Here is an 11818-nt window from a genome sequence, read left to right on the forward strand (position 1 = left end):
GGGTGGGGTGGGTTAGGGGGCTGGGAGGGTGGTGGTCCAGAGGGAGGCGCCGTCGCGGTCGCGGAGGTGGACCGTCAGGGCCTCGGACTCACCGTCGATGGTGACCTCGCCGAAGTGCTGGAAACCCTCCGCCGGTGAGGTGTTCGCCCGGGGCGGGGCGTGCACGAAGGCCGCCTGCGGGCCGAACGTGCCGTCCAACGCGTTCGGGCCGAACGCGCCGGCGTGCGCCGGACCGGAGACGAACTCCCAGAACGGCGTGAAGTCGCCGACCGCCGCCCGGGACGGGTCGTAGTGGTGCGCGGCGGAGTAGTGCACGTCGGCGGTGAGGAAGACCATGCCGGTCACGCCGGCCCGGTGGGTGGACCGCAGCACCTCGGCGAACTCCAGTTCACGCCCGGCCGGCGCGCCCGGGTCACCCTGCGCGACGCCCTCCTGCGTACCCGGACCGTCCGGCACCACGACCCCGATGGGCAGGTCGTTGGCGATCACCTTCCACGTCGCCGTGGACCGCTTCAGCTCCCGGATCAGCCATTCCCGCTGCTCGCGGCCGAGCAGGCCCCGCTTCGGGTCGGCGTACGTGTTGCCGTCGTTCGGGTCCTTGTGGGTCCGCATGTCGAGCACGAACACGTCCAGCAGCGGCCCGTACGAGACCCGCCGGTACATCGGCCCGGCGTCCGGCACCGGCAGCCACTCGTGGAACGCCTGACGGGCCCGGGCGGCGAGGACGTCGACCCGCTGTTCGGTGTAGCGCGGGTCGTCCAGCACCTCACCCGGGTACCAGTTGTTGAGGACCTCGTGGTCGTCCCACTGGTTGATCTGCGGTACCGCCGCGGCGAACTCCCGCAGGTGCGTGTCGAGCAGGTTGTACGCGAACTGTCCCCGGTACTCGGCCAGGGTCTCGGCGACCTTGCTCTTCTCCGGGGTGACCAGGTTGCGCCAGATCCGCCCGTCGGGCAGCGTCACCGACTCGACCAGCGGGCCGTCGGCGTACACCGTGTCGCCGCTGCACAGGAAGAAGTCCGGCCGGCCTCCCGCATCGCCCGGAAGATCGACATTCCGCCGAAGTCCGGGGCGATGCCCCAGCCCTGCCCGACGATGTCCCCGGTCCAGACGAACGTCACGTCACGCCGCCGGTGCCGACCCGGCGCGGTGGTCAGCGACCCGGTCAGCGGCTCGCTCACCACGCCGTGCCGATCCAGGCTCTCCACCCGAACCCGGTAGTGCAGCCGCTCGGCGTCCGGCAGGCCCCGCAGCCGGACCTTCCCGGTGAAGTCGCCGGTCGGGGCGAGCACCGGCCCGCGCAGCTGCCGGGCGCCGCGGAAGTCCGGCCGGCGGCTCACCTCGACCAGCATCCGGCCCGGCCGGTCGGCCCGCGTCCACACCAGCGCCGAGTCCGCGGTCACGTCGCCGCTCTGCACTCCGTGGGTGAGAACCGGGCGTCCCGCCGGGCGCCACGCCGGCGCGGCGGTGGCCCCGGCGCCGCCCAGGAAGGCACCGCCGGCCACGCCGGCCCCGGCCACCAGGCCAGCGCGCAGCAGGGTACGTCGATCAAGCTCGGTCATTCTTCCTCCCGATCAGGGTTGACCCCGTCGGTCTATCGGTCCGAGGTGACCGTGAGCGGCGGTCCGGGTGACGCGAACGCGAACGCCGGTCGTCCGGCCGGCTTGACCCCGCTGGCGCGCTCGCGCAAACTTCGCCGGTGCGTTCGCTTCAGTACGACGAATTTCAGGCCATGCGTCGGTTCCCCGCCCTGGACGGGCTGCGGGCGGTGGCCGCGATCATGGTCTTCGCATTCCACTACGGCGGCCCTTCCTGGAAGTGGCTGACCGGCTGGATCGGCGTACACCTGTTCTTCGTGCTCTCCGGCTTCCTGATCACGACGCTGCTGCTGCGTGAGGAGCACCGGTACGGCAAGGTGTCGCTGCGTGCCTTCTACCTGCGGCGGTTCTTCCGGATCATGCCGGTCTACCTGCTGGTGCTCTTCCTGACCTGGGGCCTGGCCCGGCTCAGCGGCAGCGCCGAGACGATCGAACGCCTGATGAAGTACTACCTGCTCTTCATCAACGAGCTCCTGCCCGGGACCGCGCCCTACCTGCACTCCTGGACGATCGGGATCGAGCAGAAGTTCTACCTGTTCTGGCCGGCCATCGCGTTCGTCCTGGTGACCGCCGCCTTCCGCCGCCGGCTGGCGGTCACGGCCGGTCTGCTCGTGCTCTTCATCGCGATGATCCCGCCGGACATCGCCTGGCTGAGCTGGCCGATCCACTACGTGGCGATCCTGCTCGGCTGCCTGACCGCCGTGGTGATGCACCACCCCCGGGGCTTCGCGCTGGTCCGGCCGTTGACCCACCCGGTGACGGCGACCGCCGCGATCCTGGTCTTCATCGTGTTCCAGGTGGGCGTGCAGTACTGGCCGATCCGGTTCGGCCAGGAGGCGCTGATCGGCACCTACGCCGCCGCCGCCGCGCTGCTGCTGCCGCCCCTGCTCTCGCGCAGCGTGCTCGCCCGCGGGCTGGGGCTGCGTCCGCTGGTCTTCATCGGCGAGCGGTCGTACTCGATGTATCTGATCCAGTCCATCGCGGCGCGGGTGGCGGTGGGGCTGCTGCCGGCCCTGGGCCGGCGCAGCACCGGCGTCTTCCTGGGCGCCGTGGTCGTGGCGCTGATCGTCGCGGACGTGCTCTACCGCTGGGTCGAACTTCCGATGATCGAGGTGGGGCGCCGGCTGGCCGCCCGGGTCACCCGACGCGGGCCGCGCGACGGCGACGGCACGACACCGACCCCGGCCGGTGCCGCCGTCGAGGACGTCCAGATTCCCCGACCGCGCGAGGTGCTGGCGGACACCGTTCCGGCAAGCCGCGGCTGATCCTGCCCGGTCCGTTGGGCATGAGCGGGGTCACAGCCACGGTTGTCACGGCCCGCCCCGGCCGATCCGTCGTGACGGTGTCGGACAGATCAGGGAGGTAGTCGTGCAACGGATGAACCCGACCAAGGTGGTGCCGCAGGCGTACCAGGCGGTGATGGGGCTGGAGAAGTACGTCCAGACGAACGTCGACCACACCGTGTTGGAACTGGTCAAGCTGCGTGCGTCGATGATCAACGGGTGCGCGTACTGCGTCGACATGCACAGCCGGGACGCGCTCGCCGACGGCGAGTCGAGCCGTCGGCTGTTCGCGGTCGCCGCCTGGCGGGAGGCGCCGTTCTTCGACGAGCGGGAGCGGGCCGCGCTGGCGCTCACCGACGCCGTCACCAAGCTCGGCGAGCACGGGGTGCCGGACGAGGTGTGGGATGACGCGGCGAAGGTCTGGTCGGAGAAGGAACTGGCCGACCTGGTCATCGCGATCGCCACAATCAACGTGTGGAACCGGATCGGGGTGACGATGCGCCTGGAGCCTCCGGCGCAGGCGTGACGACAGGGGCAGCAGAGGCGGCCGGTGCGCTCCAGGCGCACCGGCCGATGCTGCTCGGGCTCGCCTACCGGCTGCTCGGCAGCCGACACGACGCCGAGGACGTGCTCCAGGAGGCGTACCTGCGGTGGCTGGGCGTGGACCGGTCGACGGTGGACGAGCCACGCCGGTACCTGTCCCGGGTGGTCACCCGGCTGGCGCTGGACCGGCTGCGGGCCCGGCAGGCGACCCGCGAGACGTACGTGGGCACGTGGCTGCCCGAGCCGGTGCCGACGACGCCGTCGCCGTTCGGTCCGTTGGACCGCGTCGAGCTGCGGGACTCACTCTCGACCGCGCTGCTGCACGTGCTGGAGCGGCTCACCCCGCCGGAGCGTGCCGTGTACGTCCTGCACACCGCGTTCGAGCTGCCGTACGCCGAGATCGCGGAGATCCTGGACCGGACCCCGGAGGACTGCCGACAGCTGCACCACCGGGCGGTGACCCGGGTACGGCAGGAGCAGCGGCGCTTCACCGCCAGCCGGGCGGAACGGGAGCGGCTGCTCGACGCGTTCCTGGCCGCCGCCCGCGAGGGTGACCTGGCGACGCTCACCGGCCTGGTCGCCTCGGACGCCACGGCCTGGAACGACGGTGGCGGACGGGTGCGGGCCGCGCGCAACCCCGTCTTCGGTGCGGACCGGGTCGCCCGGTTCTTCGCCGGGATCTACGGCCCGAACCGCCGGTGGACGATGCGCCGGGTGGAGCTGAACGGGGAACCGGCCGCCCTGATGACCGGTGCAGACGGCAGCCGGCACACCCTGACCCTCAGCGCGGCCGACGGCCGGATCACCGGCGTCTACGTGGTCGGCAACCCGGAGAAGCTGCCGCCGGTCGACTGAGACCGGGATCGGCTCCGGTCAGCCCAGTTCGGGAAACCAGAGCGCGATCTCGCGCTTGGCGCTGTCCGGCGAGTCGGAGGCGTGCACCAGGTTCTCCCGGTTGGACAGCGACAGGTCGCCCCGGATGGTGCCCGCGACGGCCTTGCGGCCGTCGGTCGCGCCGACCAGCCCGCGGACGACGTCGATGACCTGGTCGCCGGAGAGCACCAGGGCGACCAGCGGGCCGCCGGTCATGAAGTCCTTCAACGGCGGGTAGAACGCCTTGTCGACGTGCTCGGCGTAGTGCGTGTCGGCGAGCGCGGCGTCCATCGTCCGGTGCACCATCGCGTCGATTCGCAGCCCCTTGCGCTCGAAGCGGGAGAGGACCTCGCCGACCAGGCCGCGGCGGACCGCGTCGGGCTTGATCAGAACGAGGGTGCGCTCATCCGGGCTGTTGCTGGACACGCTGGGTTCCTCCTGTACGCGCTGGACGCTCGGGATCGGTACGGTCAGCCTAGCGACCCGGTCCCGGCGCCGGCGCGGCGGCCGGTCTTTCCCCCGGTGGCCGATCCGGCCTAGCCTGGCCCTGACCCCCGGGAGGTCCACTGTGGCGAATGGCGGGAACCGACCCATCGCGCCGGTACGCAAGCTGATCGGCACGGTGCTGGGCACCGTGGCCACGTTCGTCGTCCTCTTCGGCCTCGGTATGACCAGTTGGCCGATCGTGGCGATCGGCGTCGCTCTGCTGGTGCTGGCGATAGCGCTGGCCACCGTGCGCGGCGGTGGGCGCACCTGGGTGGTCGGCGTCGGGCACGTGCACAGCGCCTCCGAACCACCCACCCAGTACGCGTTCGGCCGCTGCGAGCTGCAACTGGTGATCGACGCCCCCGGCCTGCCACCACGATCGAAGAAGATCATCGAGCCGCGGGTGCCGGTCTCCAAGTGGCCGTCGCTGGGCCAGACCCTGCCGATCCGGGTCGCGCTGGACGACCAACGGCACGTCAAGGTCCTCTGGGACGAGATTCCGACGCACGCCGAGACCGCCGCGGCCGTCGCCGACCTCCCACCGGAGTTCGCCGAGGCGGAGCCCCTGGACGAGGTGCTGATCCAGCAGGACGCCCCGCCGTGGGCCGACCGCGCGCCCGACGACGACGTCCGTGACCCGCTCGGCCCCGACCCCTTCCGTGATCCACTCGGCCCGGACCCGCTGCGCGCCGACTCGCTCCGCGACGACCCGGGCGTCGACCCGGAGGAACGCGAGCCGGTGGTGATGCACCAGAGCCCGGGCGGCCCGGTGGTCCTGGAGGGCGTCGTCGTCGAACCAGCGGCCGCGGGCCAGTCGACCGGCAGCGGCCTGCCCCGGCGGGCCACCCCGGCACCGCGCCCGCCCGCCGAGGAGCGCTTCGACCAGCCCGGAGCCGAACGCGTCGACCCGGCGGAGGCGGACCCTCCCGTGCCGCCCACCGAGACCCACCTCGACCCGCCCACCGCGCAGCGTTTCGACCCGGCCCCCGCCCAGCGTTCCGGCCCCGCCGCGACGGATCCACTGGACCCGCTCGACCTGCCACTGGACGATCCGACCCCCGCCACGGCGACGACCGGGACCGTCACCGCCGAGGAACTCGACGAGGCGATCTTCGGGTTCGACGGGGGCGCTGCGGCGGACCCGGCCGGCCCGATCAGCGGGGTGGGCCTCACCCTGCTGGTCACCGACCTGTCCCGGTCGCTCGGCTTCTACCGCGACATGCTCGGCTTCACCGAGGTCGACCAGGGAGCGGGCAACGCCGTGCTCGCCTCCGGCACGACCCGGCTGGTGCTGCGCGAGGTCACCGGGGCAGCGCCGATCAGCCGCCGGCTCGTCCACGTCAACCTCGAGGTGGACGACATCGAGGCGGCGTACGAGCGGTTGCGCGGGTCGGGCGTCCGCTTCACGTACGCCCCGCGGGTGGTCAACCGGGGCAGCAAGCTGGAGGTGTGGGCGGCGGCCTTCCGGGACCCGGACGGCCACGGCATCGCCCTCACCCAGTGGCGCGAACGGGCCGACGCCTGACCCGGCTCCGCGTCGACCGCGTCAGCCGAGGATGACCCGGCGGACGTGCACCGCGTACGCCCACACCAGGGCGAAGATGACGCCCAGCGCGAACAGCGACCAGTGCAGCAGACCGGCCAGCAGGAGCAGGCCCTGGAGCACGGTGCCGGCATGCCACGCCCAGGGGCGACGCATCATGCCGGCGACCAGGATGGCGGCCACCGCCAGGGCCACCACGGCACCGATGGCGGCGCCACTCAGGTCGCCGCCGACCACCCGGATCGGCTGGATGGCCAGCAGGAGCACCAGCGCCTCCAGGCCGAGGGTGCCGGCGCCCAGTCCGCGTACCGCCCGCTGCGGATCGCGCAGCCCGGACCGCCGGGGCTGATCGGGAGCGGGCTGATCGGCAGCGGGTTGCTCGGCCGTGGGCGGGTCGGTGGGCGGAAACTCGGCGGCGTGGGGATCCCGCTCCGGGCCGGTCATCGCTTCAGCAGCCGACGGGCGTCGGCCACCGTCACCACCGATCCCGTGACGAGCACCCCGACGCCGCTCAACTCACCGGGGACGTCCTCCTCGGCCAGCGCCACCGCCAACTCGATCGCGTCGGGCATCTCGTCGGCCGACTCGACCCGCTCCTCGCCGAAGATCTCCGCGGCCAGCGCGGCGAGTTCCGCCGTCGGCATCGCCCGCGGCGAGCTGTTGCGGGTGACCACCACCACGTCGGCCACCGGCTCCAGCAGCTCCAGCAGGCTGGACGCGTCCTTGTCGGCGAGCACACCGACCACCGCGACGAGCTTGCTGAACGCGAACTCCTCCTGCAACGCGGTGACGGTGGCCGCCATCCCGTGCGGGTTGTGCGCGCCGTCCAGCAGGACGGTCGGGGCGTTGCGTACCCGCTCCAGCCGCCCCGGGGAGCTGGCCGTGGCGAAGCCTTCGCGGACCGCCTCGACGTCCAGTTGCCGCCGGGTACCGCGCCCAGGAACGCCTCCACCGCGGCCAGTGCCACCGCGGCGTTCTGCGCCTGGTGCGCGCCGTGCAACGGGATGAACACATCCTCGTAGACACCGCCGAGACCCTGGAGGGTGAGCACCTGCCCGCCCACGGCGACCGCCCGGCGCAGCACTCCGAACTCGGCGCCCTCCCGGGCGATGGTGGCGCCCACCTCGGCGCACCGTTCGAGGAGGGGCCGCGCGCCTCCTCCTCCTGGGCCGCCGCGATGACGGTGGCGCCCGGGTGGATGATGCCGGCCTTGGCCAGCGCGATGTCCTGGAGCGTGTCACCGAGCCACTCGGTGTGGTCCAGACCGATCGGGGTGATCACGCAGACACCGGCCTGGATCACGTTGGTGGCGTCCTCCGCGCCGCCGAGACCCACCTCGACCACCGCGATGTCGACCGGCGCGTCGGCGAACGTGGCGAACGCCAACGCGGTAGTCATGTCGAAGTACGTCAGCGGCTCGTCCGAACGCGCGTCGACCAGCTCGGCCAGCGGTTTGACCTCCCGGTACACCGCCGCGAACCGCTCCTCGCTGACCGGCTCCCCGTCCAGGCTGATCCGTTCCCGGACGGTCTCCAGGTGCGGGCTGGTGTACCGGCCGGTGTGCAGCCCGAACGCCCGCAGCAGCGAGTCGATCATGCGCGCGGTGGACGTCTTGCCGTTGGTGCCGGTCAGGTGGATCGAGGGGTACGCCCGCTGCGGGCTGCCGAGCAGGTCGAGCAGCGACTCGATCCGGTCCAGCTCGAAGACCATGCGGGTGAAGCCCCGGGCGGCCAGCTCGGCTTCGACGGCGGCGAAATCGGTACGGTCGGTCACGAGGGAAGCGTCTCCAGAGCAGCGTCGATCCGGACCAGGTCGGCCTCGGCGGTGGCGAGCCGGTCGCGGATCTTCGCGACCACCGGCTCGGGGGCCTTGCCGGTGAAGGCCGGGTTGTCGAGCTTCGCCCGGGCCTGCGCGACCTCCTTCTCGGCCGCCGCGCGGTCCTTGGTCAGTCGGGCCCGCTCGGCGGCCACGTCGATCGACCCCCGGGTGTCCAACGCGACACCGACCGCGCCGGGCATGGCCAGCGTGGCACTGGCCTGGAAGTCGTCGCCGGCCGGATCCAGCCGGACCAGCGAGCGGATCAGGGGCTCGTGGGCGTCGATACCCGCCCCGGCCAGCCCGTCCAACCGGGCGGCCACCCGCTGCGTCGGGCGCAGCCCCTGGTCGGACCGGAACCGACGGATCTCGGTGACCACCCGCTGCACACTGGCCAACTCCGCCTCGGCGGCGTCGTCGACAAGCGACCGGTCGGCCACCGGCCACGCGGCGGTCTGCACCGTCTCGCCGCCGGTCAGCGCGAGCCACAGCTCGTCGGTGACGAACGGGATGACCGGGTGCAGCAGCCGCAGCAACTGGTCCAGCACATGCCCGAGCACGCGGCGGCTGACCTCGGCCCGCTCACCGCCCTCGGCGAGCACCGGCTTGCTCAACTCCACGTACCAGTCGCAGACGTCGTCCCAGGCGAAGTGGTAGAGCAGGTCACACACCTTGGCGAACTCGTACGCCTCGAACTGCTCGTCGACCTCGGCGGTGACGTGTGCCAGCCGGGACAGGATCCACCGGTCGACGGTGGTGAGCCGCTCGACGGCGGGCAGCTCACCGGACGTGTGCGCCCCGTTCATCAGGGCGAACCGGGTGGCGTTCCAGAGCTTGTTGCAGAAGTTGCGGGAACCCTGGCACCAGTCCTCGCTGACCGGGACGTCCTGCCCGGGGTTCGCACCGCGGGCGAGGGTGAACCGGGTGGCGTCGGCGCCGAACCGGTCGATCCAGTCCAGCGGGTCGACCACGTTGCCGAACGACTTGGACATCTTCTTGCCGTGCTCGTCACGGACCATGCCGTGCAGTGCCACCACGTCGAACGGCTGCTTGCCGTCCATCGCGTAGAGGCCGAACATCATCATCCGGGCGACCCAGAAGAAGAGGATGTCGTAGCCGGTGACCAGGACGCTCGTCGGGTAGAACTTGGCCAGGTCGGCGGTCTGCTCCGGCCAGCCGAGGGTGGAGAAGGGCCACAGCGCGCTGGAGAACCAGGTGTCCAGCACGTCCTCGTCCTGCCGCCAGCCGTCACCGGTCGGTGGCTGCTCGTCCGGGCCGACGCAGACGATCTCGCCCTGCGGGCCGTACCAGACGGGGATCCGGTGCCCCCACCACAGCTGGCGGGAGATGCACCAGTCGTGCATGTTGTCGACCCAGGCGAAGTAGCGCTTGGCCAACTCGGCCGGCTCGATGCGCACCCGGCCGTCGCGGACCGCGTCGCCGGCGGCCTGGGCCAGTGGCGCGGTGTTGACGAACCACTGCAACGACAGCCGCGGCTCGACGGTCGTCTTGCACCGCGAGCAGTGCCCGACGGCGTGCACGTACGGCCGCTTCTCGGCCACGATGCGGCCCTGCTCGCGCAGCGCCGCCACGATCGCGGGCCGCGCCTCGAACCGGTCCAGCCCCTCGAAGGGACCGGGCACGGTGATCACGCCGCGCTCGTCCATCACGGTGATCGCCGGCAGGTCGTGGCGCTGGCCGATCTCGAAGTCGTTCGGGTCGTGCGCCGGCGTCACCTTGACCATGCCGGTGCCGAACGTCGGGTCGACGTGCGCGTCGGCGACGATCGGGATGCGGCGGCCGGTGAGCGGCAGCTCGACCTCCGTGCCGATGAGGTGCTGGTACCGCTCGTCGTCGGGGTGCACCGCCACGGCGGTGTCGCCCAGCATCGTCTCGGCGCGGGTGGTGGCCACCACGACCTCGTCGCTGTACCGGATGGAGATCAGCTCACCGTCGTCGTCGGTGTGCTCGACCTCGATGTCGGAGAGCGCGGTGAGGCAGCGCGGGCACCAGTTGATGATCCGGTTGGCCCGGTAGATGAGGCCCTCGTCGAAGAGCTTCTTGAAGATCGTCTGGACGGCGCGGGTCAGGCCCTCGTCCATGGTGAAGCGCTCACGGTCCCAGTCGACGGAGTCGCCGAGGCGCCGCATCTGGCCGAGGATCGCACCGCCCGACTCGGCCTTCCACTGCCACACCCGCTCGACGAACTTCTCCCGGCCGAGGTCGTGGCGGGACAGGCCCTCGGCGGCGAGTTGACGCTCGACGAGGTTCTGGGTGGCGATGCCGGCGTGGTCCATGCCGGGCAGCCACAGCGCCTCGAAGCCCTGCATCCGCTTGCGGCGGGTCAACGCGTCCATCAGCGTGTGCTCGAACGCGTGGCCCATGTGCAGGGAGCCGGTGACGTTCGGCGGCGGGATGACGATGGTGAAGGGCGGCTTGTCGCTGTCGGCAAAGGCCCGGAAGTGCCCGGCGGCTACCCACTGCTCGTACCGTCGCTGCTCTACCTCGCCGGGCTGGTACTGGCCGGCCAGGGCGGGGGCATCGGGGCGTTGGGCATCGAGTCTGTCGGTCACTCGTGAAAGTCTACGGAGGGCTTCGGCGGACCCGACGTGCGCCACCTGCCATTCGCGTACGGTGTCGGCTATGTCCGACGCACATCTCACCGAGCGCCCGCTCGACGACGGTCGCGAGCCGGTCGAGCTGACCGAAGAGCCGATCCGGCTGAGCACCCGCGACTCCGGGGGCGACCCTGACGAGCCGCAGGGCGGCTGGTCCCGGCGGCGCAAGATCGGCTGGGCTGTCGCGCTGGTGGCCGGCCTGGCCGGTGCGGGGGTCCTGGGTGTCGGCGGGTGGCGGGTGGCGCAGCAGAAGGACACCGACCTGGCCGCACCGGATCGGGTGGCGGGGCTGATCCGGGACGACAGTGAACGGGCGAAGAGCACGGCCGACTATCTGCGCAGCGGCCTGGCGGCCGACATCGAACTGGACCGCAGCTTCGGCACGGTCTACCGCGATCCCGCCGACGACAAGCGGTCCGTCCTGATCTTCGGGGGCACGACCCTGCTTTGGCAGCCGGAGCGCGACCTGGACAGCCTCTTCGGCCTGATGTCCGACGAGACCGGCGCGGTGAGCGGCCTGCGTGAGGTGCCCGCGGGCGACCTGGGCGGTGTGATGAAGTGCGGCAGCACGAGCGGCGAGGGCGGTGACTTCGCGGTGTGTGGCTGGGCCGATCACGGCAGCGTCGTGATGGCGATGTTCCCGGGGCGCTCGGTCACCGACGCCGGCGGCCTGATGCGTAGCCTGCGCGACGGCATGCAGACCCGCGACTGACCACGCCCCCTCGAATCGTTGGTCGATCCGCTGTCGCTGGTATTCGGGGGGCGGACGCGGAACCCCGCTACGTGTGCGGTCCCCAGCCGTCCTGAAGCCGCAGTACGCCCCATCAAATGGACGGTTCGGACGCCCGCCTCCCAACACCCCGCTTGATCGACTCGGTTTTGCTGATATCGGGGTGTCCCACACCTGCGGATACCGCGTTTTCGCTGATACCGAGTTGATCAAACCTGATCGGGTTGGTGAAACGCAGAACGGGTCACCCGTGAGGGTGACGTTCTGGAATGATTGTCCGGCGGTGTCCTACTCTCCCACACCCTCGCGAGTGCAGTACCATCGGCGCT

Annotated in this window: 8 protein-coding genes and 2 pseudogenes; 5 read left to right on the forward strand and 5 right to left on the reverse strand. The window is 71.7% G+C overall.

Annotated elements, in window-relative coordinates; translation table 11 throughout:
• Nucleotides 1-12 precede the first annotated feature (12 nt).
• Nucleotides 13-1562, reverse strand: a pseudogene (locus JNW91_RS25125) (alkaline phosphatase D family protein).
• A 137-nt stretch (nucleotides 1563-1699) separates the two neighbouring features.
• Between JNW91_RS25125 and JNW91_RS25130 the strand changes: the two are divergent.
• From JNW91_RS25130 to sigJ, 3 genes are all read left to right on the forward strand, one after another.
• The gene (locus tag JNW91_RS25130) at nucleotides 1700-2863 is read left to right on the forward strand and encodes an acyltransferase family protein (protein ID WP_203177864.1); all 1164 of its coding nucleotides are present in this window, start codon (nucleotides 1700-1702) and stop codon (nucleotides 2861-2863) included.
• 112 nt (nucleotides 2864-2975) lie between these two features.
• Nucleotides 2976-3407 (forward strand): carboxymuconolactone decarboxylase family protein, encoded by a 432-nt coding sequence (locus JNW91_RS25135; protein ID WP_238425663.1) that lies wholly within the window; start codon nucleotides 2976-2978, stop codon nucleotides 3405-3407.
• Nucleotides 3404-4279, forward strand: coding sequence for an RNA polymerase sigma factor SigJ (gene sigJ, locus JNW91_RS25140; protein ID WP_203177866.1), 876 nt, complete (start codon nucleotides 3404-3406; stop codon nucleotides 4277-4279). Before JNW91_RS25135 ends, sigJ begins: the two co-directional genes overlap by 4 nt.
• Before the next feature lie 18 nt (nucleotides 4280-4297).
• Here the strand turns inward: sigJ and ndk are convergent, their stop codons facing one another.
• The gene (gene ndk, locus JNW91_RS25145; RefSeq protein ID WP_203177867.1) at nucleotides 4298-4723 is read right to left on the reverse strand and encodes a nucleoside-diphosphate kinase; all 426 of its coding nucleotides are present in this window, start codon (nucleotides 4721-4723) and stop codon (nucleotides 4298-4300) included.
• Between the two features lie 142 nt (nucleotides 4724-4865).
• Between ndk and JNW91_RS25150 the strand changes: the two genes are divergently transcribed.
• Nucleotides 4866-6308 (forward strand): glyoxalase/bleomycin resistance/dioxygenase family protein, encoded by a 1443-nt coding sequence (locus JNW91_RS25150; protein WP_203177868.1) that lies wholly within the window; start codon nucleotides 4866-4868, stop codon nucleotides 6306-6308.
• A gap of 21 nt (nucleotides 6309-6329) precedes the next feature.
• On the opposite strand, the gene JNW91_RS25155 is transcribed toward JNW91_RS25150, so the two are convergent.
• The 3 genes and pseudogenes from JNW91_RS25155 to JNW91_RS25165 form a co-directional block, all read right to left on the reverse strand.
• The gene (locus JNW91_RS25155) at nucleotides 6330-6770 is read right to left on the reverse strand and encodes a DUF4233 domain-containing protein (RefSeq protein WP_203177869.1); all 441 of its coding nucleotides are present in this window, start codon (nucleotides 6768-6770) and stop codon (nucleotides 6330-6332) included.
• Nucleotides 6767-8099, reverse strand: a pseudogene (locus JNW91_RS25160) (bifunctional folylpolyglutamate synthase/dihydrofolate synthase). The gene JNW91_RS25155 and the pseudogene JNW91_RS25160 overlap by 4 nt, the downstream one beginning before the upstream one ends.
• Nucleotides 8096-10714, reverse strand: coding sequence for a valine--tRNA ligase (locus JNW91_RS25165; protein WP_203177870.1), 2619 nt, complete (start codon nucleotides 10712-10714; stop codon nucleotides 8096-8098). Before JNW91_RS25165 ends, JNW91_RS25160 begins: the two are co-directional and overlap by 4 nt.
• A gap of 70 nt (nucleotides 10715-10784) precedes the next feature.
• On the opposite strand from JNW91_RS25165, the gene JNW91_RS25170 reads away from it, so the two are divergent.
• A complete protein-coding gene (locus tag JNW91_RS25170; RefSeq protein ID WP_203177871.1) occupies nucleotides 10785-11471 on the forward strand; it encodes a hypothetical protein in 687 nt (228 codons plus the stop codon).
• The last annotated feature ends 347 nt before the right edge of the window (nucleotides 11472-11818 follow it).

Source organism: Micromonospora parastrephiae, assembly GCF_016802865.1.
Taxonomy (GTDB): domain Bacteria; phylum Actinomycetota; class Actinomycetes; order Mycobacteriales; family Micromonosporaceae; genus Micromonospora; species Micromonospora parastrephiae.